We start from the raw sequence: 24,018 nt of genomic DNA on the forward strand, positions 1-24,018 counted from the left end.
CTCTATTCACGCCGCTAGTTTTGCTTCCACTGACATCAAGCGGAGCACATCGATGAACGGTCCGAACGCCCTTTACTATTCCATACTGTCACTGCTGCTTGCTTCGGTGATCATCATGGGCAGCCCAGGTCCGTCCACGATCAGCGCGACGGCGATGGGCGCCGCTTACGGTTTCAGGCGGTCGCTCGCTTACGTTTCCGGTCTCATCGCAGGCACCGTAGCGGTCTTGCTGGCCGTCGCCGCCGGCGTCGTTGCGATTCTGCTGTCCGTGCCCCACGGCGCATTGCTGCTGACGGTGGTTTCCGCTGTCTATATCCTCTACCTCGCCTTCAAGATCGCCACGGCGCCGCCGCTGTCTCGCCGCGACGATCACGTTGCGGCGCCTGCCTTTTCTGGCGGTTTCCTGCTCGCCGTCGCCAATCCCAAGGCCTATCTGGCGATTGCAGCCGTCTTTGCCAGCGTCAGCCTGTTTCAGGATCGGCGGCTGCTCGACGCCACCGTCAAGATCGCGCTGCTCACGGCCATGATCGTGGCCATTCACATGGCGTGGCTCTTTGTCGGTGCTTCCCTATCCCGTTTCCTCCGAGATCCGAAGATCTCGCGGATCGTCAACATCTCGCTCGCAATCCTGCTGGTCGTTGCGACCATTGTTGCCCTCTTGGAGTAAAGGGTCAGTTCCAGTCGCCGATTGCGGCCTGGATTACCGCCATGGCGGCAACGGCGGCCGTATCGGCGCGCAGGATGCGCGGGCCGAGCGGAATGGCCGTGACGAAATCGAGGTCGCGCAGCAGCGCACGCTCCTCTTCCGAAAAGCCGCCTTCGGGGCCGACCAGCAGCGCCAGATGTTTTTCCTTTACCTGCGTCAGCAGCGGCAGCGGATTTTGTCCGGCATCGCCTTCGTCGCAATAGATGATGCGGCGCTCGTGCGGCCAGCTTGCTAGCAGATCGGTAAGCTTAACCGGCTCGGCGACGTCGGGAATGCCAAGAATGCCGCATTGCTCGGCAGCCTCGATGACATTGGCCCTGACCTTGTCGAGATTGGTGATCTTCCCTTGCACATGCTGTGTCATGACCGGCTGCAGCAGCCCGGCACCCATCTCCACCGCCTTTTGAACGAGGTAGTCGAGGCGCCCAACCTTCAGCGGCGCGAAGAGATAATGCAAATCGGACGGGGCAGGCTGCGGCCGCGTTTCCTCCAGTGGCGTCAGCAGAATGCGCTTGCGAGAGGGGAAGGAGACGCCGGCTTTCCATTCGCCATCGCGGCCGTTGAAGATCAGGAGCTCGGCGCCATTGTCCATGCGCAGCACGTTGGCGAGATAGTTGAACTGATCATGGTCCGTCTCGATAGCGGCACCTGCCTTGATGTCGGACGTCACATACAGCCTCTGCATGCGGAAATTGGCGCGCATGGATGATCCCCGGAATTGCTTAGAACAATGAGATAGAGCGGTTCGAAGACCCGGTGGGAACCGAACCGCTCTAAATGAAGAGCGCGACCATAACCCAATAAACGACGGCAGCAAGCAGGGCTGCGACCGGCACGGTGATTGCCCAGGCGGCGATGATGGTCATGAAATGCGAGCGGCGCACGAGCCGGCGGCGATGAACCTCATCGGGATTGCGCTCATCGGTGGCTTCCGGCTCACTCCAGGGTATGCCCGCCGCTTCGGCCTTTTTGCGCATATAGTCAAATCGCCGCTTGGAACGGACGGTGGACCACTCGCGAAAGAAGCCGACGCCGAAGACTGCGCCAACGGTAATGTGGGTCGAACTCACCGGGAAGCCGAACCAGGCGGCCACGATGACGGTGAGGGCTGCAGACACGGCGACGCAATAGGCCCGCATCGGATTGAGTTTGGTGATCTGCTCGCCGAGAAGACGAATAAGCCGCGGGCCGTAAAGCAGAACGCCGACGGAGATGCCGCAGCCGCCGATCATGACCACCCAGAAGGGTGCCTTCTGGGTGGTCGTTTCAGCGAAGACGTTCAGCGAGCCGCCAAGCCCGATATCGCGGACGATCGCGGCCAGCGGCCCGATCGCGTTGGCGACGTCGTTGGCGCCATGCGCGAAGGACATCAGGGCTGCCGAACAGATCAACGGCAGGCGAAAAAGCTTGCGCAGCGAGCTATTCTTGTTTTCCAGCCCGACCGATTGCGCTTTTACCAGCGGCCGTGCCCCGAGCCAGACGATGATGCCGACCGCGAGGCCGATCGTCAGATTGAGGATACTGGGTATCGCGCCTTTGGGTTCGAGCTGGACTACGAGATAACCTGAAAAGGCACCGGCCATCAGCCCGATCAGGATGGGAATCCAGTATCTGGCGGCGGCGATCTTGTCGTCGCGATAGATGATGCAGGTCTCGATGAAATAGAGGATGCCGGCGGCGATGGCACCGCCGAGAAAGGGAGTTACAACCCAGCCTGCGGAAATGGCCGCCAGCGTGTTCCAGTTCACGAGCTCCGGGCCGACGGCTGCGGCTCCCGCGCCGACGACGGCTCCGACGATCGTATGCGTGGTCGAAACGGGCGCTTTCCGCCAGGTGGCGAAATTGATCCACAGGGCTGCGGCGAGAAGTGCCGCCATCATCAGCCAGGCAAGCTTGCCGACACTGATGATGCGGTTGGTGTCGACGATATGGGTCGAGATCGTGTTGATGACCGGGCCGCCGGCGATCGTCGCGCCGAGAATCTCGAAAATCGCCGCCATGACGAGCGCCTGCGTCATGGTGATCGCGCGCGCGCCAACCGCCGCACCGACATTGTTGGCGACGTCTTTCGCGCCGATGTTCATGGCCATGTAGCCGGCAAGCGCCACCGCGGCAAAGATCAGCGTGGCCCCCGGTTGATCGAGCACGTAGATACCGGCAAAGACCATGGCGAGGCCGAGAAAGATCAGGCCGATGCCCGGCGCCACCAGGCGCCTCGTGACGTGATGGGTCGCATCCTCGACATAGGTGAATTTGTCGAGGTCCTTGTCGAGCGTCCTTTTTGCAGGCGTGGCCGGTCGGTCGGGCATTCAATTCCCTGGATCAAAACTCTCCTATTGCGCTGACCGATGAGGCGCGCAATATCTGCCAGGGACACTGGCACAGTTTTTTGTGACGAATGTGGCTTATTTCGCCTGGATCGCAGCGGAAGCTGCCGTCATCCGCTGGGCGAAGGCAAGAATGAGATCGTGCAGCTCCGGTTCGCGAACACGTTCGGCGGCTTCCTCGAAGGGGACCCACTCCATGGAGCGCTCGCCCTTTTCCTTGAAGTTCTTGACGAGTTCGCTGACTTCGAGGGCATAGACCTGTACCCGGCACGGCACCTGGATGCCGTCCTTCAGCAGCTTGTCATAGCCGAACGAGCCGAGCGGCTCGGTTTCCACCACGCCGCGCACGCCGGCCTCTTCATAGGCCTCACGGGCGGCGACCTCGTGGGAGAGCTTGCCCGGCATCGGCCATCCCTTGGGGATGACCCAGCGACCGGTGTCGCGGCTGGTCAGCAACAGCATCTCAAATTGACCCGTCTTCTTCTTCACCCGATAGCAGAGCGCAGCATATTGCTGTCGCGGCGGACGCCGAAACATGAGTTGCACATCATTTGCTATACGGCTGAGAAAGGCCAATTGTCGGTTCACCTTTAAGAGTTGGAGTGTCGGCTTGATTCTATATTATCACTTTGGGGAAAAATTTTGCGTTCCACAGAGCGCTATATGGTATTTCCCCACATATTTATTGAGTGCTACGTAGATAAAAATACAAAGTTTTGCCTTCTGATATTCGCCAACGCTTATGCTGAAAGCGACATTCCGCAGCGTTTCCGTGCCGCATATGGCGCAATTGCTTGGATGTGGCTGCTATCGTTTTGGAAAGAGAGAAAAAATTTATTATGTCCGGACGCATCCCGCCTCCACGCTTGCCGCCTTTGAACGCGCTGCGTGCCTTCGATGCGGTGGCGCGCTGCGGCAGCATTTTGAAGGCGGCTGATGAGCTTGGCGTCGTGCGCGGGGCTATCAGGCAGCAGCTGAACCTGCTGGAGGCACATTTTGGCGTACCTCTGTTCGACCGGGAGAATGGCCGGCTGGTGCTGACAGCGAAGGGCCGGGCATTCGCCGATTCCGTTGGCGTCGCCTTTGGCATCCTGACGCGGGCCTCCGCCGAACTTTCCGTTGGCCAACGGCGGTCGATCCGGCTCGGCGTTCCCTCGGCCTTTGCCGTCTGGTGGCTGATGCCGCGTCTCGCGGCGCTTCAGGCGGCACTTCAGGATATCGATATCGACATCGTGCCGATGGCTACGGTCGAGCCGCTTGCCAAGCGCGCCGACCTGGAAGCGGTCATCATGGGCGGTGAATATCGGCCGATGCGCGATATCACGGCCATTCGTTTCATGGAGGATGAGTTCGGTCCCGTCACAACGCCAGATATTGCCGATCGCCTCGGGCTTGCCAATGGGGTTTCGGCACTTGCCGGAGCCGTCGGCCTTGCCAGCCGTTCCGCCCCGAGCCTGTGGGAGGATTGGTTTGCCGAAAGCGGTCGCGCGCCCATCCCCTTTGCCGTCGATCGCGAATTCGAGGATCTGCTGCTTGCGATCGGCGCCGCCCGCTCGGGCCTCGGGGTTGCCATCGCCCCACACACCGCCATTGGCGAGGATATCGATCGCGGTGCTCTGGTTGCCCCCTTCGGCTTCATCCGTAGGCCGGCGGGCTACAGCCTCAGCATTCGCAGCGGCGACGTGAAGGACCCGGCGTTGGTACGATTGGCGGATTGGCTAAGCGAGACAGGGGCCGAACCGGCTTAGCAAAACATCAAAACGAAGCGCATCGACATGGCAGATTTTCTGCCATACAGCGCATTGCAATGTCCATCGACACCTCCTTTACGATCATGCCAGATCGCGGCATCGAACCAACCGGCAGGAGCGCATGATGGATCAGTTTTCTTCTCTTTCGCGTATCGACTGGGTGGCGCGCAGCTGCCGTCTGCTGGCGGCCACAGCAGCCGAATTTCGTAGCACAGAACCCTTTGCCAGCCTCACCATCGGCACCGGCATTCACCTCGAGCCGAAGACGGTTGCGCTGCTGATGACGCTGCGTGCCGGCGGCGCCGATCTCGTCTGCACCGGCAATCTCAACAGCACCCAGCCGGAAACGGTGGACTATCTGCGCGCTCAGGGCATCAAGGTCTTTGCGACGCAGACCCGCGACGCAGAGGAGCATGGTGCAAGCCTCGATGCAATCCTGGCGGAAAAGCCAGACCTGCTGCTCGACAATGGCGGCGATCTCTTCGCCCGCGCGGCCGACAGGCCCTATGCCAACCTGCTTGGCGGCACCGAGGAAACCACATCCGGCCGCACCCGCCTGATGCCGATGCGCGACAAGCTCAACATGCCGATCCTCGTCATCAATGACAGCCCGATCAAGCAGTTCGCCGAAAATCGGCATGCCGTCGGGCAAAGCCTATTCGAGAGCTATCTGCGCTTCACCAACCGTTCCACCAACGGCAAACGTGTGACCGTCTTCGGCTACGGCTCTTGTGGCAAGGGCACGGCGGCGTGCTTCCGCAACGCATTCGCCGCAGTCAGCGTCGTCGATATCGATCCGGTGACCACACTTGAGGCACATCTCGATGGCTTCACAACGCCGCTGCGTGAATCAGCGATCCGCTCTGCCGATGTGTTGATCACCGTGACGGGCTATCCGGACATCATCACGGTTGCCGATCTGCCCTTGATCAAGGACGGCGCGATCCTGATGAATGGCGGCCACTTTCCGCATGAGATCGATGTCAAAGGCTTCCGCAGCAGTCCCGATGTTGTCGGCGTCGATGGTTACGAAGCTGAGCAGATCGAGACTGTTCGCATGCGAGACGGCCGAGCCTTCCACATTCTCGGCGGCGGCTACATGGCCAATCTGGCCGGTCCGCGTCCGCTGGGGAATACCGTCGAATCCATGGATCTCGGCTTCGCGCTGCAGGCGCGATGCCTGGAGCGGGTCGCCAAGGGCGGCCTCGGCAAGGAGGCCTGCGTCATCCCCGTTCCCACGGATATAGATGCCCTGGTCGCCTCCGCCTATCTCGATCTGGCGCGATAGGCATCAGGCTCCGGACAGCATCTGCGGCAGCAATCGGTCGTAGAGTGCCGCCATGTCGTCGCCGAAGCAGCAGAAGATGATCTCCTCGAAAGCACCATCCTTGCTTTCGGCAAGGGTGGTGCGGATCGCAATCCCTGCCGCCGGCTCGGCGGGAAAGCGGTAAATGCCGGTGGAGATGGCCGGGAAGGCAATGGTTTTGAGCGCGCGTTCCCGGGCAAGGCTGAGGCTGTTGCGATAACAGCCGGCAAGCAGTTCTTCCTCGTCATGATCGCCACCGTTCCAGACAGGGCCGACGGTGTGGATCACATGCCGTGCCGGCAGGCGGTATCCCATGGTGATCTTCGCTTGCCCGGTTCTGCAGCCGTTCAGGCTCCGGCATTCGGCAAGGAGATCCGGTCCGGCAGCACGATGGATCGCGCCATCGACGCCCCCGCCGCCGAGCAGGCTGCTGTTGGCCGCATTGACGATGGCATCAACCGGAAGCTTGGTAATGTCGCCGAGAGCCACGGTGAAGCGCGTCCTCGCGACGGAGGCGACATCGGAACGAATGGTCTCAGGCGCGGACATGATGATCTCCTCGATTCTCGAAAGGGTTCTCATCGCTCCCAATAGGGAACAGGCCCGTAAAGTTCCGCCAGAAAATCGATGAAGACGCGCACTTTTGCCGGTAGGAATTGTCGGCTGGGATAAACGGCCGAGAGCGTGACGTTGTGCGAGCCCTCATAGGCCGGCAGAACTTGAACGAGGCGGCCGTCGCGCAATTCCGGCCCGATATCCCAGGTCGAGCGCAGCGCAATGCCGAGGCCGGCAATGACGGCTTCGCGCACGACCTCGCTGGAGTTGGTGATGAGCCGACCCTCGGGGCGGAAGATCAGGCTGCCTTTCGGCCCCTCCAGTCGCCACGGATCGAGATTGTGCGCCGGCAGGCAGATATGCCGGCGCAGATCGTCGATATCCTGCGGAAGGCCATGGGCATGGATGTAGGCGGGCGAGGCGCAGAGCACGCGGCGCACCGGTGCGAGCCTGCGTGCGACGAGACTGGAATCCGTCAGCTCGGCAATGCGGATGGCAAGATCGAAGCCGCCGCCGACAATATCGACGAATTCATCGCTGAGCACGAGGTTGAGCGCCAGTTCGGGATGGGCCTGCATGAAGGATTTCAGATGCGGCGCAATGTGCAGCCGGCCGAAGGACGTCGGGGCGGAGATTTTCAGCGTGCCGTGCATCTGCGAGGAGCGCCCGGCAATATAGGCTTCCGCCTCTTCCAGCCCGGCGAGGATGGCGAGCACGCGGTCGTAGAAGCCTTGGCCAGCCTCCGTCAGCGAAATCTGCCGTGTCGTGCGCTGCAGAAGCCGGGTGCCAAGCCTGTCTTCCAGGCGCTTGATGCGCTTGGAAATGACGGCGGGCGAAAAGCCGAGCGCGCGGCCCGTCAGCGACATGCTGCCGGTTGCAACGACGCTGGCGAAGATTTCGAGATCTCCCAAATTGGTCATGCAGAATTATTTCCTGTTTTGGAATAAGTGCTTATCATTTGCTCCAAACTTGGGAAAGCGCTAAGCCTTTAACGCACCTAGAGCCGGATGATTTTAGGTCTAAGAGACCTAAAATCTGAATCCGCTCTAGTATCAAAAAAGCAGAGCATGATGTCGTCCGAAAACCGATCACACTTTTCGGCATCATGCTCTAAAAGGGGCTGTATCCGAAAGCGGATGCAGGAGGAGGACGGCATGGCCGAGGCCATTTCATTTCTGGAGCCGCGTGCGGATGTTCTGGCGCGCCGGAGCGCGATCGTTGCCGATCTCGCCGATCTCCTGGCTCCGGAATGTTTGATCCACGAGGCGCGAGAGCTCGTGCCCTTCGAAACCGATGCGTTCGTGTCCTATCGCCGCCTGCCGCTCGCCGTCGCCCTGCCGCGCTCGACGGCGGAAGTCGCGGCCGTCATGAAATATTGCCATCGCTACGGCATTCCCGTCGTGCCGCGCGGCGCCGGCACATCGCTTTCCGGTGGCGCGATACCGCAGGAGGATGCCGTCGTCCTCGGCCTCTCCAAGATGAACCGCATCCTCGATATCGATTATGCCAACCGCACCGCGACCGTGCAGGCGGGGGTGACGAACCTCCATGTCTCAGAAAGCGTCTCGGCCGATGGTTTCTTCTATGCGCCCGACCCGAGTTCGCAGCTTGCCTGCACCATCGGCGGCAATATCGGCATGAATTCCGGTGGAGCGCACTGCCTGAAATATGGCGTCACGACCAACAATCTTCTCGGCGTCAAGCTTGTCCTGACCGATGGCACCGTCATCGATCTCGGCGGCAAGGCGTTGGATGCGCCGGGCTATGATCTGCTCGGTCTGGTCTGCGGCTCGGAAGGCCAGCTCGGCATCGTCACCGAGGCAACGGTGCGGCTCATCGCCAAGCCGGAGGGCGCCCGGCCGGTACTCTTCGGTTTCGACAGTTCCGAAGAGGCGGGCGCCTGCGTCGCCGACGTCATCGCTGCCGGCATCGTGCCTGTCGCCATCGAATTCATGGACAAGCCGGCAATCGAGATCTGCGAAGCCTTCGCCAAGGCCGGCTATCCGCTGGATGTCGAGGCTTTGCTGATCGTCGAGGTCGAGGGGTCGGAGGCAGAAATGGACGATATGCTGGCTAGCATCGTTGCCATCGCTCGCACTCACAAGGTCAAAACGGTGCGCGAATGCCAGTCGGCAACGGAAGCGGCCTTGATCTGGAAAGGCCGGAAGTCGGCCTTCGGCGCTACGGGACGCATCGCCGATTACATCTGCATGGACGGCACCGTGCCGCTCAGTCAGCTCTCTTACGTGCTGAAGAAGACAAGCGAGATTGTCGATCGTTATGGTCTGCGCGTCGCCAATGTCTTCCATGCCGGCGATGGCAACATGCACCCGCTGATCCTCTTCAATGCCAATGACCCCGATGAGGCCGCCAAGGCGGAAGCGGCCGGCAACGATATCTTGCGCCTCTGCGTCGATGCCGGCGGTTGTCTCACCGGCGAGCATGGCGTCGGCATCGAGAAGCGCGATCTGATGCGGCACCAATATGCCGATGTCGATCTTGCCCAGATGATGTCGGTTCGATCAGCCTTCGACCCCGGCTGGATACTTAACCCATCCAAGGTCTTCCCGCTCGACGGACGCAATGCGGCATGACCGAATTTCATCCGAGAACCGAGGAAGAGGCGGCCTCCATCATCGGCGATCACGCGGCGCGCGGTGCAGCCCTTGCAATCTTCGGCGGCAATACGCGATCCGGCTTCGGCAATGTGGTCGCGTCCGAAGCGGTGCTCTCGTCACGTGGCCTGACCGGCATCGTCGCCTACAATCCGGGTGAGATGGTGATGACGGCCCGCGCCGGCACGCCGGCCGCCGAGATCGAGGCCGCTCTTGCCGAGGCCGGCCAGATGATGGCCTTCGAGCCGATGGATCACAGGCCGCTGATGGCAACCGAAGGTGAGCCGACGATCGGCGGCATTTTCGCCGCCAATGTCTCCGGCCCGCGCCGCTTCGTCAGTGGTGCGGCGCGCGATAGCCTGCTCGGCGTCCGTTTCGTCAATGGCAAGGGCGAGATCGTCAAGGCTGGCGGCCGGGTGATGAAGAATGTCACCGGTCTTGATCTGGTCAAGCTGATGGTCGGCTCGCACGGAACGCTCGGCCTTCTGACCGAAGTAACGTTCCGTGTGCCGCCGAAGCCAAAGACCGAGGAGACGATTATCCTTTCCGGTCTCAACGATGCGGAAGCCGCCAACGCGATGGCCGCCGCCATGGCCCTGCCGCTCGAGGTATCGGGCGCTGCCCATTTGCCGCTGACCGTCTCCTGGTCTTTTCTCGACGGCAAGCTGCCGCAGGGGGAGGCGACTGTGCTGCGCGTCGAGGGTCTTCCGGGTTCCGTCTCGGTCCGGGGTGAAAAGCTTGCTGCCGCCATGGGCCGGCTCGGCTCGGTGAAGCGCCTTGAGGAGGATGACAGCCGCAGGCTCTGGCGTGAGATCCGCAATGTGAAGCCTTATGCTGATGGTACCTTGCGTCCTGTCTGGCGCGTCTCGGTGGCTCCCGGTACTGGCCACCGGCTTGTTGCCGCCCTTCGCCTGGAGGAGGGCGTGGATGCCTATTACGATTGGCAGGGCGGGCTCGTCTGGATGCGCATGGAAGCGGCGCCGGAAGGTGAGATGCTCAGGCGCTACATTCACGCGCTTGGTGGCGGGCATGCCACCTTGATGCGCGCCACCCCAGCCCACCGCGCAATGACACCGGCCTTCCAGCCGCAACCCGAAGCGGTGGCACTGCTTTCGGCGCGCGTGAAGGGGAAATTCGATCCGGCGGGGATTTTCAATCCGGGGAAGATGGGATGATGCGGATGGTGTCCTGTCTACGATTGCCCCTCACCCTAACCCTCTCCCCGCGGGCGGGGAGAGGGGACGACCTCTTTTACTCGGCAGCATCGGATGTAACAAAGCTGAGGGATGGCGGAGGCCGCGTCTATCCCCTTCTCCCCGTTAAAACGGGGAGAAGGTGGCCGATAGGCCGGATGAGGGGCGCGATCTTGCTCAAGCGGGGACATGTGTAAATGCAAACCAATTTCACGCCCGAACAGCTTGCCGATCCGCATGTGGCCGAATCCGAGGCTATCCTGCGCAAATGCGTGCATTGCGGCTTCTGCACCGCCACCTGTCCGACCTATGTGACGCTTGGCAACGAGCTCGACAGCCCGCGCGGCCGCATCTACCTCATCAAGGACATGCTGGAAAACGGCCGGCCCGCCGATGCCGAGGTGGTGACACATATCGATCGCTGTCTCTCCTGCCTTGCCTGCACGACGACCTGTCCGTCCGGTGTCGACTATATGCACCTGATCGACCATGCGCGCGTCCATGTCGAGAACACCTATAAGCGCCCGCTGATGGATCGGCTGACCCGCAATGTGCTGGCAGCCGTGTTGCCTTATCCCGGCCGTTTCCGGCTGGCCTTGCGGCTTGCAAACCTCGTCCGGCCGTTCAAGGGTCTCTTGAAGCGCATCCCGGCTCTGAAGGCTTTTGCCGCCACGCTCGATCTTGCGCCGCGCAGCATTCCCGCGCTGTCCCCTTTTGCAAAGCCGGGGCTGCATGCAGCGCAGGCCGAGCGCCGCGGTCGCGTGGCGATCCTGACGGGCTGCGCCCAGCCGGTGCTCGATCCCGAAATCAACGCAGCCACCATCCGCCTGCTGACGCGCCTCGGTGTGGAGGTCGTGGTGCCGGAAGGAGAAGTCTGCTGCGGCTCGCTGGTTCATCACATGGGCCGCGAGGAGCAGGCGCTCGCCGCTGCCCGCGCCAATGTCGATGTGTGGCTGCGCGAGATCGACGCCGGAGGGCTGGACGCCATCATCATCACAGCGTCGGGCTGCGGCACGACGATCAAGGACTATGGGCATATGCTGCGCCTCGATCCGGCCTATGCGGAAAAGGCTGCGAGGATTTCAGCTCTCGCCAAGGACATCACGGAATATCTCGCAAGCCTGGATCTCCCGTCGCATATGCCGCGCGGCATCGCGGTCGCCTATCATTCCGCCTGCTCCATGCAGCACGGGCAGAAGATCACCATGGCGCCGAAGCTCTTGCTGAAAGCCGCGGGTTTTACGGTGCGCGACCCGGCGGAAGGGCATCTGTGCTGTGGTTCGGCCGGCACCTACAACATCATGCAGCCGGAAATTTCAGCCGAGCTGAGGGCGCGCAAGGTCAGGAACATCGAGGCGACGAAAGCCGATATCATCGCGACCGGCAATATTGGCTGCATCACGCAGATCGCGACGGGAACGGGCATTCCCATCCTGCATACGGTGGAGCTGCTGGACTGGGCCCATGGCGGCGAAATGCCTATGAAACTGAAGGGCCTGCAGCCGGCCGCCGCTTAGAGCAATTTCAGGAAAAGTGAAGAGCGGTTTTCCGTCCGGAAATGCGTACTAATGCAGCTTGTCCGGCGCGGGCAGGCGATGAGCCTGCCATTCGACTTCGAACCGATCGGCGGCAATGCGCGTCATGCTGATGCGATCCTGCCCTTCCTCGAAGAAAATGCCATCCACCAGGCCGGTAATGCCATCGTAAAACGAGCCTTCGACGAGGCTGGTGATCTCCAGCATGTCACGTCCCTCTGCAGTAAAATCGACAACCGACATGCATTGCCGGCGACCATCGGCAAACACATCGATCAGCCGCGGAACATCGCCGGCGATATCAACCTCATAATAAACGATGACCGGCTCCTCGTTTTCCGGATGGATCCAGTCGCAACGATAATAAGAGAAGCTCATGCGTTGGATTATAGCACAAGACCCCCCATGCCTGAACCGGTTTGAGGGATCGATTGCGACTTCAGCCTGAGGAACGTCAGAAGTTGAACGACACGCCGAAGTTGAGAGCGTGGGTGAAAACCTTGGTCTTCAGCGTGTCGCCGCTGTCGATCGAGACGTTGTTCACGAAGTTGTAGTTGCCCTTGTATTCGACGAAGGTCGACCAGTGCTTGGCGAATTGGTAGCTGACGCCCGCCTGCGCCTGCAGCGAAGCGCCGCCGAACTGGTAGTCGAAAGTCGTGCCCGACGAGCGGGTGACTTCGACGTGCGGCACGTTGATGCCGGCGCCGAGACCGACATAGGGTGTCCAGTTGCGGCTCGAATCCTGGAAGCGGTAGAGCGCATTCAGCGTCAGCATGTTCAGGCCGTCGGTGAATTCGAAATGCGACCAGCCTGGCGTATTGCCGAGATCGCCGTAGACCTTCGCATGGGTATAATCGAGCGACACGCCCCAGTTCGGCTTGTCGAACTGGTCAAGCCACCAGATGCCGCGGAAGCCGAAATAGGGCGGCATCTTGAAGGATTTTCCGGACCAGTTGGGGTCGAAATCAGCGCCGTCCGACGTGGTCACATTGCTGCCTGTCGCGCCCTGTATGCCGCCGTAAGCGGAAAATTGCATCTCCGCCGAGGCAGAGCTTGCTGCAAATATGAATGCGGAAGTCGCAAGCGCGGCGAATGCCGGCTGCTTGATGCGAAATGCACGATGCATATGAAATCCCCGGATGCCAAAGTGCCGCCATCTAAACGCGCTTCCATGACACTTCTATTGCAGTCATGGGTAGGCAAGTACGGCTTAGGCGGGAAAACTGACGGTAAACTGAAGGCGACGAGCCATTTTTCGGCGATGCAGCGTGATAAGTTTCAGGCTGTAACACTGGCGCAACAGTGTCTCCATCCGCGCCTGCACCCAATAAACTATTGCAAGCGATACGGGCGCCTTCCCCGGCGTGAATGATGTCACGCGAGGGAAGAGCGCCCGTTATGCTGGTGCCTGATTCGGGTCGGATTCTATCAGCCGCCGAACAGCGTCCTCAACACATCGACGCCGCGATCCTGATAGCTGACTTCGCCCTGCTTGTTGCCGGGACCAACGACGATGACCTTGGTGCCGACGGGGACGCGATCATAGAGATCCATCACGTCCTTGTTCATCATGCGGATGCAGCCGGAGGACATGTTGAGGCCGATGCTCCAGGGCTGGTTGGTGCCATGGATGCGGAAGGCGGTGTCGTTGCCGTTACGGTAGAGATACATGGCGCGCGCGCCGAGCGGATTGTCCTCGCCACCTTCCTGAAAGGCCGGCAGTTTGTGGCCCTTCTTGGCTTCGCGCACGATCATTTCCGGCGGCGGCGTCCAGCCGGGCCATTCCGCCTTGCGGCCGACCTTGACGACGCCGGACCAGCCGAAACCATCGCGGCCGACGCCGATGCCATAGCGTCTTGCGCGGTTATTGCCTTCGACGAGGTAGAGATACTTGTTGTTGGTGTCGACGATGACGGTGCCCGGCTCCTCGTTCGTCGCCAGCCGCACCATCCGCCGCTGGAACTGCGGCTTCACCTGGCCCTGCGGCTCCATTGCGACCCGGATCACGTCGGTGCGGGCGACCGGCGCCGTAATAGGTGTCGAAGCGGTGAAGGCTGCTGCGTTCGACGCTGTAAGAAGACACGCCGCGACGACACCTGCCGTCACGATCGACAATGCTGCTTTCATAATTGGCATTCCCCTCGTTTAATCCGGTAGGAAATTACCGGAACCAACGAAGGGATCAAGGTCAAAATACCCGATAAGGAGAATGGTCTGGAAGAACCAGCCTCTCTTCTATCGCGGATCAGACTATAGTCTGAACTATAGTGGCGGGCGGTCCGGTGAGCCGAATACTGCTCCCTCAATGGGATAGTATCGCCGCACGGGTCCAGCGGTCATTACAAATTACATGACGGTGACGCGGGTGCCGACCTTTACGCGGTTATAGAGGTCGATGACATCCTCGTTGCGAAGCCGGATGCAGCCGGAGGAGACGGCATTGCCGATCGTCCAGGGGGCGTTGGTGCCATGGATGCGATAGAGGGTGGAGCCGAGATACATGGCGCGGGCGCCGAGCGGATTGCCTTCGCCGCCTTCCATGTGTGCCGGCAGGTAATGGCCCTTGGCGGCTTCGCGCGAGATCATCTCGGCGGGCGGCGTCCAGTCCGGCCATTCCTGCTTGCGGGTTACGGTATGGGCGCCAGCCCATTCGAAGCCGGGTTTGCCGACGCCGACGCCATAGCGCCGCGCCTTGCCGTCATCCATTACCAGATAAAGAAAGCGGTTATTGGTGTCGATGACGATGCTGCCGGGCTTTTCCTTGGTCTGGTAGTCTACGATCTGCGGCAGGAACTGCGGATCGATCTGGCCTCGGACTGCCGGATATTGCGGGCGGGCCATGGCGACCTGCTGCACGGCCGGGCGGGCAAACAGACCGCGCGGCTGCACGATCTGACGCACCTGTGGATTGGCCTGCTGCTCCATTCTGGGATCGGCGGCGCGCCGCGCCATTGGGCGGGGATAGACGACCGGCTGCACATTGCCGCCGCCGAGCTGCATCACCCAGGGGGCGGTCAGATCGGGACTGACGATGACGGGCGGGCGCGACTGATAGCGATCGTCGGCAAAGGCGGTGGAGGCAAGCAGGCTCAGGGCGCCCGCGGCACACAGAACGGCATGTTTCATCATCGGACAAACTCTCTACACATGGGCCGAAGATGGGCGCGAAAGCGCCCGGTCGAAACAATGGTGCCACTTGCACGCGAGCGAATGGTAAACATCTATTCATCAAAATGCCGCGAAGCCGATAAAGCTTTGTCAGGGTTACCGCCTGGTTTGGAAAGATGGTTTGCAAGTGGTAAATCATGAATCGGAATGCGCGGTCGTCGAAGTCAGCCTATGAATTTAAGCATTTGATTGATCTCAATTTATCCGATAGTGGCTTACCGGTTTCCGGTAGTGCGCGCTGAAATAGGGGACGAATCGCGAAAATGGCCGAAACGGGCATCATCACCGGCGAAGATGGTAAGGACCGCTGCTTCTGGCACGGCAATCTGCCGGAATATCAGCGCTATCACGACAAGGAATGGGGCCGCCCGGTCGACGACGACATCAGGCTCTTCGAGAAGATCTGCCTCGAGGGCTTTCAGTCGGGCCTCTCCTGGCTGACGATCCTGCGTAAGCGCGAAAATTTCCGCGCCGCCTTTGCCGGTTTCGATTTCGAGAAGGTCGCCAGATTTGGCGATGCCGACATCGAGCGCTGCCTTGCCGATGCCGGCATCATCCGCCATCGCGGCAAGATCGTCTCCACCATCAACAATGCCAATCGCGCTATCGAGCTGCGCGACGAATTCGGTTCGCTCGCCCGCTATTTCTGGAGCCACGAACCGGGCGCCTCGGAGCGGCCCGAAGTCTTCGATCTGGCCCATCTGCGCGCCAATCCGACGACGGCGGCTTCGGTGCGGATTTCGAAGGATCTGAAGAAGCGCGGCTGGACCTTTGTCGGCCCGACCACAGTTTATGCTTTCATGCAGGCCATGGGCCTCGTCAACGATCACATCGAAGGCTGCTATTGCCGGAAAGAGGTGGAGGCGATGCGTTGCGCGTTGGTGCGGCCGTGAGAGCCGTGCTTCTCGGTCTTTCGCTGACGATGGTTGCGCTGTTGGGCGCCGCAGCCGCCCATGCTCAAAGCGATAGTCAGCAACAGCAGCTGCCGCAGCTCGATCGTGGCGAAAAGCTCGAGAAGATCACCCTGCCGGCAGTCCTTGAGAGGCTGACGGGCTGGACGAAGTTCGGCAAGGGCAAGGTCTACATGCTGCCGCTGAAGAAAGGCCAGCATGTGCGGATCACTTTCAGCTCCAAGAGCAAGTACGCCTATATGGCGATCTTCGATCTCTCGTCGAGCGAGGATGAATCCTTCTTCGGCACGGATGAAGACGGCAACACCGCCGACGTCACCGTCAATGAGGATACGACCTGGCTGATCAAGCCCTATTATTCGCGCGTCACGCGCCGGCGCGGTCTCGGCGCTCCCTACGAGATCCTCATCGACCCCAATCCGCCGGCTGCGCAGCAGGCGCCGGCCGAGCAGCAGAAGGATCAGGGACCGATGCTGTTTCCACCCCGTTCCAAGCAGGGGCAGTAGGGATTACTGCAACGCTTCGATCACGCCATGCAGCTCGCCGAGATGACCGATCTTGCGGAAACGCGGCGCGTCGGTCGGTTCCTCCACATGCTCGAACGACCATGTAAGCTCGTGCGGCACGAAGACACCGTAGCTGCCGGCAGCGAGCGCGGGAACGATATCCGATTTCAGCGAATTGCCGATCATCATAGCCCGTTCCGGTCCATCGCCCACTTTGGAAAAGATGCGGCGATAGGTCGACGCGTTCTTGTCCGAGACGATCTCGACGGCATCGAAGAGATCGCCGAGCCCGGATTGCGCAAGCTTGCGCTCCTGATCGAAAAGATCGCCCTTGGTGATCAGGACAAGCAGATATTTTCCCGAGAGGGCCTCCAGTGTCTGACGCACATGCGGCAGTGTTTCGACTGGATGGGCGAGAAGATCGCGGCCGATATCGAGGATCTGCGCGATGACGGTCGATGGCACTTCGCCTTCGGTGATCTCGATGGCCGTCTCGATCATAGAGAGCGTAAAGCCTTTTATGCCGAAGCCGTAGTGACGAAGATTGCGCTTTTCCGCCTCCAGCAGCCGTGCGGAAATGACGTCGCTTGCGGCGTGATCGGCGAGTAGCTCGGTAAACTGCAGTTCCGTCAGCCGGTAGAACTGTTCGTTCTGCCAGAGCGTGTCGTCGGCATCGAAGCCGATTGTCGTTAGGGGGCGTTGCGTCATCGGTGTGTCCGTTTTGCGCATCAAATAAAAACCGGAGTCTAATCCGCGCCGGCCCGGACGCAAGAGCAAGTGCAGGTAACCGCATCGTGATCGGCCCGGGGTCTCGCGTTGAAAATGGTTTCGGGTGCATTATGTGCTTGTTGTCTCGATTGCCGCGGAGCCAGAGCCCGGCCTCGACGGCCGTCTTATGACCTCCTCAGGGCAGCGCCGACAGCGGCTGCCGTGCCGAGGCCAATTCATAGCGAAAAGATAAGAATTCACCGGCCGGAAGCGTCTTCCGGCTGACCACAAGGGAATTTCTCCTATGCGTTACAACCAACTCGGCAATACCGGCCTTTTCGTCTCCGAACTTTGCCTGGGCACGATGACCTTCGGTGAGGCCAATCCCAACACTCCCTGGGGCTCGATCGCCGATGTCGATCAGGCGCTCGCCGACAAGATCGTCGAAGGCTCGCTTGCCGCCGGTGTCAACTTCATCGACACCGCCGACGTCTATTCCTTCGGCAATTCCGAAAAGCTGCTCGGCCAGGCCCTGAAGAATCTCGGCGTTCCCCGCAAGGATGTCGTCATCGCCACCAAGGTCTATGGCGTCATGGGCGACAACCCGAACGACCGGGGTGCCTCGCGCGGCCATATCATGGACTCGGTGCAGGCCAGCCTGGATCGTCTGCAGACTGATCATATCGATCTCTATCAGATCCATGGGACGGATATCGTGACACCGATCGACGAGACGTTGCGGGCGCTGGACGATCTCGTTTCGCGCGGTCTGGTTCGCTATATCGGCGTTTCCAACTGGCAGGCATGGCGCATCGCCAAGGCGCCCGGCATTTCCGAACGCCGCGGCTTTGCCCGCTTCGAAACGGTGCAGGCCTATTATTCCATCGCAGGCCGCGATCTGGAGCGCGAAATCGTGCCTGTCATGGCTGAGGAAAAGCTGGGGCTGATGGTCTGGTCGCCGCTGGCAGGTGGTCTGCTCTCGGGTAAGTATGGTCCGGGCGCTCCCGGCAATGGCGAGGGACGGCGTGCGAGCTTCGATTTCCCGCCCGTCGACAAGGACCGCGCCTGGGCCTGCGTCGCCGCCATGCGCGACGTGGCGGAGAAGCACGGCTCCAGCGTCGCAACAGTGGCGCTTGCCTGGATCCTGGCGAAGCCTTTTGTCACCAGCATTATCATCGGTGCCAAGCGTCTCGACCAGCTCGACCAGAATCTGGCCGCCGTCAAGCTGAAGCTCGATGCCGAGGATATGACGAAGCTCGCTGAGGTCAGCGCGCTTGCGCCCGAATATCCCGGCTGGATGCTCGCACGCCAGAGCGCCCAGCGCGTGCCACAGCCCTTCGAGCCGAAGGCCTGATATCATGCAAAGCCGGGCCGCAGCTTTTCGCGGCGGCCCGGCTTCACGTTAAAGATCAATGACGATCTTGCCGAAGGGGCCGCGATCGAGATGATCGAAGGCGGCGGATGCCTCGCCGAGTGCATAGCGATGGTCGATGACGGGCTTCAGGCCGATGCTGTCGACCGCGTGCACGAAATCTTCGAGCGAGCGGCGGTGGCCGACGCTGATGCCCTGCACGGTGGGAGACTTCAACAGCAGCGGTGCCACCGGACCGGAGATGTCGAAGCCCTCAAGGACGCCGATGACGGAAATGCGGCCTTGCGGCGCCACCGCCTTCAGCGATTGGGCGAAATTCGGCCCGCCGGCTATTTCGAAAATATGATCAATGCCCTGATCGTTGGTGAGACGATAGACCTCTTCCACCCAATTGCTTTTGTTGCGGTCGATGCCGTGATGAGCGCCCAAAGCCTTGGCCCGTTCGAGCTTTTCCTGTCCGGAGGAGGTCACGAACACCTCGGCGCCTTGGGCCGCGGCGATCTGCAGCCCGAACAGCGCCACGCCGCCCGTTCCTTGCACCAGCACGCTATCGCCAGGCTTGACCTTGCCGCGCTCCACCAGCGCAAACCAGGCCGTCAGGCCAGCGCAGGGCAAGGTGCTTGCCTCGGCATAATCGAGGCTCTGAGGCGCCGAGACGAGCCAGTCCTCCGGCATGGCAACATATTCGGAGAGCACCCCGGGATAAAAACCGCCCAGCGTCTTGTAGGGCGGTGTACGGGCATCGCCGAGCGGCTTGCCGTCGATCCAGTCGGGATGGAAGGTCGAAATGACCCGATCTCCAACGGCAAATCTGGTGACATCGTCTCCCACCGCTTCGATGACGCCTGCCATATCGGAGGCCGGTACGAAGGGAAATTGGATCGGCAGGCCCATGCCGGTTTCGCGGACGAGCTTATCGCGATAGTTCAGCGAAACGGCTTTCACCCGCACGAGCACTTCGCCGCGCGCCGGCGAGGGAATGGCGGTTTCCGTCAGATTCAAGGGAGCGCCGACGGCGATCGTCTCGAGGGTCCAACGCTTCATGGTCTTCGTCATCATGATCTCCTGAGAGGGATTGAAAGCAATGGGCGGAGCATATCGTTGCTTTATGGTCGCCAGTGGCGATATTATTTCCGCTAACTGGTTCCTTGGAGGAAGCAATCATCATGACCGACATGCTCAACGGCATTCCCGAATTCGTGGAGGCGGTCGAGGCCGGCGGCTTTTCGGCCGCGGCGGCGCGCATGAATCTCTCGCGCTCGGCGATCGGCAAGACGATCGCGAAGCTGGAGGGACGCCTGAATGTGCGCCTGTTTCACCGCACCACCCGCATGCAGAGTCTGACGGATGAGGGGCAAGCTTTCTACGAGCGCTGCCGCCGGGCGCTGGACGAGATACAGTCCGGCGAGGCCATGCTGGAATCGGGTAAGCGCGAAGTTACCGGACGTCTGCGCATCTCCATGCCGGTGCTCTTCGGTCGTCGTTGTGCTGCACCGCTGCTGCTTGAACTGGCACGTGTCCATCCCAAGCTTGAACTCGACCTTTCCTTCAGTGATCGCGTGGTCGACCTCTTCGACGAGGGCTTCGATCTCGCCATTCGCAATGGCGTGTTGCGGGACGAAGCCGGTCTTGCTGCCCGCAAGATCGCCCTCCATCGCATGACGCTATGCGCCTCCCCGGATTATCTCGCTGCTAGAGGTACGCCGCAGACCATTGCCGATCTCGATAGCCACGATCTCGTCGTCTATGCGAGATCCGGGGAAGCCAAGAGATGGACCTTTCTGCAGGGCGACGGTGCAGCCGTCGACTATTTTCCGCAGACGCGATTGCGTCTGGATGACCTGGAGGTCATTGCGGATGCGGCCGCCGCCGGGATGGGCATTACGTGGCTACCCTGCTGGCTGGTACGGGGCTATGTGCACGCAGGCAAGCTCATGCCGGTGCTCAATGTCTCCAGCCGGCCCGTCAACGTCTACGCCATCTGGCCGCAGGTGCCGCAGCTTTCGCTAAAGATGCGCGTGGTCATCGACCTGCTCGCAGAGCGCCTGCCCGCAATCATGGGCTGAGAGCGTGGAACAGAGAGACGGCACGAATGCCGCCTCTCATTTGCCGGATGGATTACTTGCCGTGCTTCTTCAGCCAGGCTTTCATTTCCTTGATCTCGGCTTCCTGCGCGGTGATGATGCCCTCCGCCATTTTGCGCAGTTCGGGATCCTTGCCGTATTTCAGCTCGATCTTGGCCATGTCGATCGCGCCTTGATGATGCGGGATCATGCCGCGGACGAAATCTGCGTCCGCATCGCCGCTGTAGTGGATCATCATGTCCTTGTGCATCTTGCCCATGGCGTCGGTGAAAGCCTTGCTGGACGCACCTTGGTCTCCCATCGGCTTGCTCATATCCATGCCCTTCATGTCGTCGGCATAGGCAGGAAGGGCGATGGCAAGGACGAATGCGCCGGCCAGCATCAGCGATTTTGAGGTGGACATAGGTATTTTCTCCGTTTCTGAACGGTATCTGGATTTGAGCGGATGGCCGCTCGTCGATTGAATACAGATGGTCGTCAGGCGAGACGGGGAGGGGGTGCTGTCGGTTGTGGCCGGGAGTCGGCAAGACGCTGTCCGGGCTCCGGCGCCGGATAGGAGAAGGCTTGTTTGCCTTCTTCCGCCATAAGCGTCGATGTCAGTGCGAGGCAAGCGGCGCAGGATGCCATATGCGCCATGCCACCGGCACAAGGGTTTTGCGGCTTCTTTTCCTGATGTTGCGCCATATCGCCATGGCTGGCCATGCCAGGCATATCAGCCATGGTCTCATGCATGCTCATGGATGATGCGGCGGGCATTGCGGCGACGGAATCACAGATCGGACAGCTCGCCAGTACCGGCATGGCACCGTAGAGCAGCCAGGCAATTACCATCGAGAGGATCGCAAGCAAGCGCATGAAGGGGAACCTAGCGGCGGCGGCCGCGAAGGCAAGCGCAAATTCAACCGCGAAGGACACTGGGAAGGCGATCAAGACTGCAGTTTGACTTCCTGCAGGATTTCGACAGGCGGAAAGCGGATGCAATCCACCACATCGAGGACGAGCGTGAACTTCGCAGGCGTCGCCTTTGCCCATGTTAGCGCCTCTTCCCTCGTGACTGTGGGGATCTTCATCGCAATGGTGCAATGCGGCTGCCAGTAATCCGGGCGGGAATGCTCGTGGCAAAGGGCAGGGTCGATCTCGTCGTGAATGGCTCGGTGTATCTGTCTGAGCACATGATCGTCGACAGGGCGTGCCCAGAGCACCAGCATCTCGTTGGGAAAATGGCCGATCCCGGAGAATTCGACCGATATAGGCGGCACACCCGCGAAAGCCTTCTGGGCCGCTGTGAAAAGTGAAGGCAGGGCGATATCCTGATAGACCGCGAAGGTCAGATGCGGCGGATAGTTCAGTGCTTGCATCGATGGCGCGGTTTCGAAGCGGCTCGCCTCCCGCCAAAGATCCAGAACCGGCGTGGCCGTTTCATCCGTGCATTTCAAGACGATCGCGTATGGCATGGTTGCTCTGCCGCCTTCTCCGGCTTTTCTCGGTTTTGTCGGCCGCTAACTTATAACAATCCTTGCCGCATTCGGCCCAATCCGCTAGTTAACCGCGACTGTTCCCATACCGGATTACCCTAGAGATGAGCGACAAACAAAAGAAACCGCAGAAGCTCAAGGCCCGCCTGCCGCGTGGCTTTGTCGATCGTTCGGCCAGCGACATTCGCGCCGTCAACGAGATGACCTCCAAGATCCGGGCCGTTTATGAGCATTATGGTTTCGATCCTGTCGAAACGCCGCTGTTCGAATATACCGATGCGCTCGGCAAGTTCCTGCCCGATAGCGACCGGCCGAATGAAGGCGTTTTCTCGCTTCAGGATGACGACGAGCAGTGGATGTCGCTGCGCTATGACCTGACGGCGCCGCTCGCCCGTCATGTCGCCGAGAATTTCAACGAGATCCAGCTTCCCTACCGCACCTATCGTGCCGGCTACGTCTTCCGCAACGAGAAGCCAGGCCCGGGCCGCTTCCGCCAGTTCATGCAGTTCGACGCCGATACCGTCGGCGCGCCAGGCGTGCAGGCGGATGCCGAGATGTGCATGATGATGGCTGACACGCTGGAGGCCTTGGGCATCAACCGTGGCGACTATGTGATCCGCGTCAACAACCGCAAGGTTCTCGACGGCGTGTTGGAAGCGATCGGCCTCGGCGGCGACGACAAGGTCGCACAGCGCCTCAACGTGTTGCGTGCCATCGACAAGCTCGACAAGTTCGGCCCCGAAGGCGTGGCACTGCTGCTCGGCCCCGGCCGCAAGGACGAGTCCGGTGATTTCACCAAGGGTGCCGGCCTAAACGCCGATCAGATCGAGAAGGTGCTCTTCTTCGTCGGCATCAAGGACTATGCAGAAAGTGCCGCCCAGCTTGCCGAGCTTGTCGCCGGCACGTCCAAAGGCGGCGAAGGCGTCGAAGAGCTGAATTTCATCGGCAGCCTCGTCACTAGCGCCGGCTATCAATCGGATCGTATCAAGATCGATCCGTCCGTCGTGCGTGGGCTCGAATATTACACCGGCCCGGTCTACGAAGCCGAGCTGCTGTTCGACGTCACCAACGAGAAGGGCGAGAAGGTCGTGTTCGGTTCGGTCGGTGGCGGCGGCCGTTATGACGGGCTCGTCTCACGCTTCATGGGCCAGCCGGTGCCGGCCGCCGGTATTTCCATTGGTGTGTCGCGCCTGATGACGGCGCTGAAGAACCTCGGCAAGCTCGGCATGGAAGAGGTGATCGAGCCCGTGCTCGTCACCGTCATGGATGGCGATGTCGACGCCATGGGACGCTACCAGCGTTTCACGCAGCAGCTGCGCGCTGCCGGCATCCGCGCCGAGATGTTCCAGGGCAATTGGAAGAAGTTCGGCAATCAGCTGAAATATGCCGACCGCCGCGGCTGCCCGATCGCCATCATCCAGGGCGGCGACGAGCGTGCACAGGGTGTCGTCCAGATCAAGGATTTGATCGAAGGCAAACGCCTTTCCGGCGAGATCGAGGATAATGCCAGCTGGCGTGAGGCTCGCGTGGCGCAGGAAACGGCGCCGGAGGCCGAACTGGTCGAGAAGGTCAAGGCTATCTTAGCTGCACAGGCGGAAGACCGGAAGAGGGCGCTCGGCAATGTCTGAGTGTGTGGCTTTGCCCCTCACCCTAGCCCTCTCCCCGCTGGCGGGGAGAGGGGACAACCTCTTTCGGTGCAGCCCATCGACTCTCGTGGAGATGAGGGATGACAGAAGGCGCGCCCATCCCCTTCTCCCCGTCCAGACGGGGAGAAGGTGGCCGATAGGCCGGATGAGGGGCTTTAGT

Annotated in this window: 25 protein-coding genes; 11 read left to right on the forward strand and 14 right to left on the reverse strand. The window is 60.9% G+C overall.

Going from position 1 to position 24,018, the window contains the following annotated elements; translation table 11 throughout:
* Window positions 1-52: 52 nt before the first annotated feature.
* Window positions 53-667 carry a LysE family translocator gene (locus tag RTCIAT899_RS03780; protein ID WP_015338902.1) on the forward strand — a complete coding sequence of 205 codons (615 nt, stop codon included), beginning with the start codon at window positions 53-55 and terminating at the stop codon, window positions 665-667.
* A gap of 4 nt (window positions 668-671) precedes the next feature.
* Here the strand turns inward: RTCIAT899_RS03780 and RTCIAT899_RS03785 are convergent, their stop codons facing one another.
* The 3 genes from RTCIAT899_RS03785 to RTCIAT899_RS03795 form a co-directional block, all read right to left on the reverse strand.
* Window positions 672-1,409 (reverse strand): 16S rRNA (uracil(1498)-N(3))-methyltransferase, encoded by a 738-nt coding sequence (locus RTCIAT899_RS03785; RefSeq protein ID WP_015338903.1) that lies wholly within the window; start codon window positions 1,407-1,409, stop codon window positions 672-674.
* 70 nt (window positions 1,410-1,479) lie between these two features.
* Window positions 1,480-3,015, reverse strand: coding sequence for an inorganic phosphate transporter (locus tag RTCIAT899_RS03790; protein WP_015338904.1), 1,536 nt, complete (start codon window positions 3,013-3,015; stop codon window positions 1,480-1,482).
* Window positions 3,016-3,111: 96 nt separating this feature from the next.
* A complete protein-coding gene (locus tag RTCIAT899_RS03795; protein WP_167540203.1) occupies window positions 3,112-3,609 on the reverse strand; it encodes an NUDIX hydrolase in 498 nt (165 codons plus the stop codon).
* A gap of 263 nt (window positions 3,610-3,872) precedes the next feature.
* Between RTCIAT899_RS03795 and RTCIAT899_RS03800 the strand changes: the two genes are divergently transcribed.
* Together RTCIAT899_RS03800 and RTCIAT899_RS03805 are read left to right on the forward strand one after the other, a co-directional pair.
* Window positions 3,873-4,781: a LysR substrate-binding domain-containing protein gene (locus RTCIAT899_RS03800; RefSeq protein WP_015338906.1), complete on the forward strand. Its 909-nt coding sequence runs from the start codon at window positions 3,873-3,875 to the stop codon at window positions 4,779-4,781.
* Window positions 4,782-4,908: 127 nt separating this feature from the next.
* Window positions 4,909-6,072 (forward strand): adenosylhomocysteinase, encoded by a 1,164-nt coding sequence (locus RTCIAT899_RS03805; RefSeq protein WP_015338907.1) that lies wholly within the window; start codon window positions 4,909-4,911, stop codon window positions 6,070-6,072.
* Between the two features lie 3 nt (window positions 6,073-6,075).
* On the opposite strand, the gene RTCIAT899_RS03810 is transcribed toward RTCIAT899_RS03805, so the two are convergent.
* Window positions 6,076-6,639 carry an O-acetyl-ADP-ribose deacetylase gene (locus tag RTCIAT899_RS03810; protein WP_015338908.1) on the reverse strand — a complete coding sequence of 188 codons (564 nt, stop codon included), beginning with the start codon at window positions 6,637-6,639 and terminating at the stop codon, window positions 6,076-6,078.
* A gap of 29 nt (window positions 6,640-6,668) precedes the next feature.
* A complete protein-coding gene (locus tag RTCIAT899_RS03815; RefSeq protein WP_015338909.1) occupies window positions 6,669-7,565 on the reverse strand; it encodes a LysR family transcriptional regulator in 897 nt (298 codons plus the stop codon).
* A 234-nt stretch (window positions 7,566-7,799) separates the two neighbouring features.
* Here RTCIAT899_RS03815 and RTCIAT899_RS03820 point away from each other — a divergent pair, with 234 nt between their 5' ends.
* The 3 genes from RTCIAT899_RS03820 (at window position 7,800) to glcF (ending at window position 11,970) form a co-directional block, all read left to right on the forward strand.
* Complete coding sequence (locus tag RTCIAT899_RS03820; protein WP_041677807.1) at window positions 7,800-9,239, forward strand: FAD-linked oxidase C-terminal domain-containing protein; 1,440 nt, start codon at window positions 7,800-7,802, stop codon at window positions 9,237-9,239.
* Window positions 9,236-10,435 (forward strand): FAD-binding protein, encoded by a 1,200-nt coding sequence (locus tag RTCIAT899_RS03825; protein WP_015338911.1) that lies wholly within the window; start codon window positions 9,236-9,238, stop codon window positions 10,433-10,435. The genes RTCIAT899_RS03820 and RTCIAT899_RS03825 overlap by 4 nt, the downstream gene beginning before the upstream one ends.
* Window positions 10,436-10,650: 215 nt before the next feature.
* On the forward strand, window positions 10,651-11,970 hold the full coding sequence (gene glcF, locus RTCIAT899_RS03835; RefSeq protein ID WP_015338912.1) for a glycolate oxidase subunit GlcF: 1,320 nt from the start codon (window positions 10,651-10,653) through the stop codon (window positions 11,968-11,970).
* 48 nt (window positions 11,971-12,018) lie between these two features.
* Here the strand turns inward: glcF and RTCIAT899_RS03840 are convergent, their stop codons facing one another.
* From RTCIAT899_RS03840 to RTCIAT899_RS03855, 4 genes are all read right to left on the reverse strand, one after another.
* Window positions 12,019-12,366 (reverse strand): DUF6881 domain-containing protein, encoded by a 348-nt coding sequence (locus tag RTCIAT899_RS03840; protein ID WP_015338913.1) that lies wholly within the window; start codon window positions 12,364-12,366, stop codon window positions 12,019-12,021.
* Between the two features lie 76 nt (window positions 12,367-12,442).
* The gene (locus tag RTCIAT899_RS03845; RefSeq protein WP_015338914.1) at window positions 12,443-13,114 is read right to left on the reverse strand and encodes an outer membrane protein; all 672 of its coding nucleotides are present in this window, start codon (window positions 13,112-13,114) and stop codon (window positions 12,443-12,445) included.
* 302 nt (window positions 13,115-13,416) lie between these two features.
* Window positions 13,417-14,115: a L,D-transpeptidase gene (locus RTCIAT899_RS03850; protein WP_081598361.1), complete on the reverse strand. Its 699-nt coding sequence runs from the start codon at window positions 14,113-14,115 to the stop codon at window positions 13,417-13,419.
* A 219-nt stretch (window positions 14,116-14,334) separates the two neighbouring features.
* Window positions 14,335-15,117: a L,D-transpeptidase gene (locus RTCIAT899_RS03855; RefSeq protein ID WP_015338916.1), complete on the reverse strand. Its 783-nt coding sequence runs from the start codon at window positions 15,115-15,117 to the stop codon at window positions 14,335-14,337.
* A 302-nt stretch (window positions 15,118-15,419) separates the two neighbouring features.
* Here RTCIAT899_RS03855 and RTCIAT899_RS03860 point away from each other — a divergent pair, with 302 nt between their 5' ends.
* On the forward strand, window positions 15,420-16,049 hold the full coding sequence (locus tag RTCIAT899_RS03860; protein WP_015338917.1) for a DNA-3-methyladenine glycosylase I: 630 nt from the start codon (window positions 15,420-15,422) through the stop codon (window positions 16,047-16,049).
* Between the two features lie 29 nt (window positions 16,050-16,078).
* Window positions 16,079-16,573, forward strand: a complete 495-nt coding sequence (locus RTCIAT899_RS03865) for a hypothetical protein (RefSeq protein WP_210304949.1) — start codon at window positions 16,079-16,081, stop codon at window positions 16,571-16,573.
* Window positions 16,574-16,576: 3 nt separating this feature from the next.
* On the opposite strand, the gene RTCIAT899_RS03870 is transcribed toward RTCIAT899_RS03865, so the two are convergent.
* Window positions 16,577-17,281 carry an HAD family hydrolase gene (locus RTCIAT899_RS03870; protein WP_015338919.1) on the reverse strand — a complete coding sequence of 235 codons (705 nt, stop codon included), beginning with the start codon at window positions 17,279-17,281 and terminating at the stop codon, window positions 16,577-16,579.
* A 304-nt stretch (window positions 17,282-17,585) separates the two neighbouring features.
* Here RTCIAT899_RS03870 and RTCIAT899_RS03875 point away from each other — a divergent pair, with 304 nt between their 5' ends.
* Window positions 17,586-18,635: an aldo/keto reductase gene (locus tag RTCIAT899_RS03875; protein ID WP_015338920.1), complete on the forward strand. Its 1,050-nt coding sequence runs from the start codon at window positions 17,586-17,588 to the stop codon at window positions 18,633-18,635.
* Window positions 18,636-18,683: 48 nt separating this feature from the next.
* On the opposite strand, the gene RTCIAT899_RS03880 is transcribed toward RTCIAT899_RS03875, so the two are convergent.
* Window positions 18,684-19,709: a zinc-dependent alcohol dehydrogenase family protein gene (locus RTCIAT899_RS03880; protein WP_015338921.1), complete on the reverse strand. Its 1,026-nt coding sequence runs from the start codon at window positions 19,707-19,709 to the stop codon at window positions 18,684-18,686.
* Window positions 19,710-19,819: 110 nt separating this feature from the next.
* Between RTCIAT899_RS03880 and RTCIAT899_RS03885 the strand changes: the two genes are divergently transcribed.
* Entirely contained in the window at window positions 19,820-20,719 is a 900-nt protein-coding gene (locus RTCIAT899_RS03885; protein WP_015338922.1) for a LysR family transcriptional regulator, read from the forward strand.
* 52 nt (window positions 20,720-20,771) lie between these two features.
* Here RTCIAT899_RS03885 and copM read toward each other — a convergent pair whose 3' ends face one another.
* The 3 genes from copM to RTCIAT899_RS03900 all read right to left on the reverse strand — a co-directional run bounded on the left by copM (window position 20,772) and on the right by RTCIAT899_RS03900 (window position 22,191).
* On the reverse strand, window positions 20,772-21,140 hold the full coding sequence (gene copM / locus RTCIAT899_RS03890) for a CopM family metallochaperone (RefSeq protein ID WP_015338923.1): 369 nt from the start codon (window positions 21,138-21,140) through the stop codon (window positions 20,772-20,774).
* A 74-nt stretch (window positions 21,141-21,214) separates the two neighbouring features.
* Entirely contained in the window at window positions 21,215-21,652 is a 438-nt protein-coding gene (locus tag RTCIAT899_RS03895) for a hypothetical protein (RefSeq protein ID WP_244441439.1), read from the reverse strand.
* 11 nt (window positions 21,653-21,663) lie between these two features.
* On the reverse strand, window positions 21,664-22,191 hold the full coding sequence (locus tag RTCIAT899_RS03900; protein ID WP_015338925.1) for a 2'-5' RNA ligase family protein: 528 nt from the start codon (window positions 22,189-22,191) through the stop codon (window positions 21,664-21,666).
* Between the two features lie 125 nt (window positions 22,192-22,316).
* Between RTCIAT899_RS03900 and hisS the strand changes: the two genes are divergently transcribed.
* Window positions 22,317-23,840, forward strand: coding sequence for a histidine--tRNA ligase (gene hisS / locus RTCIAT899_RS03905; RefSeq protein WP_015338926.1), 1,524 nt, complete (start codon window positions 22,317-22,319; stop codon window positions 23,838-23,840).
* The last annotated feature ends 178 nt before the right edge of the window (window positions 23,841-24,018 follow it).

It is taken from the genome of Rhizobium tropici CIAT 899 (genome assembly GCF_000330885.1).
Classification (GTDB): Bacteria; Pseudomonadota; Alphaproteobacteria; order Rhizobiales; family Rhizobiaceae; genus Rhizobium; species Rhizobium tropici.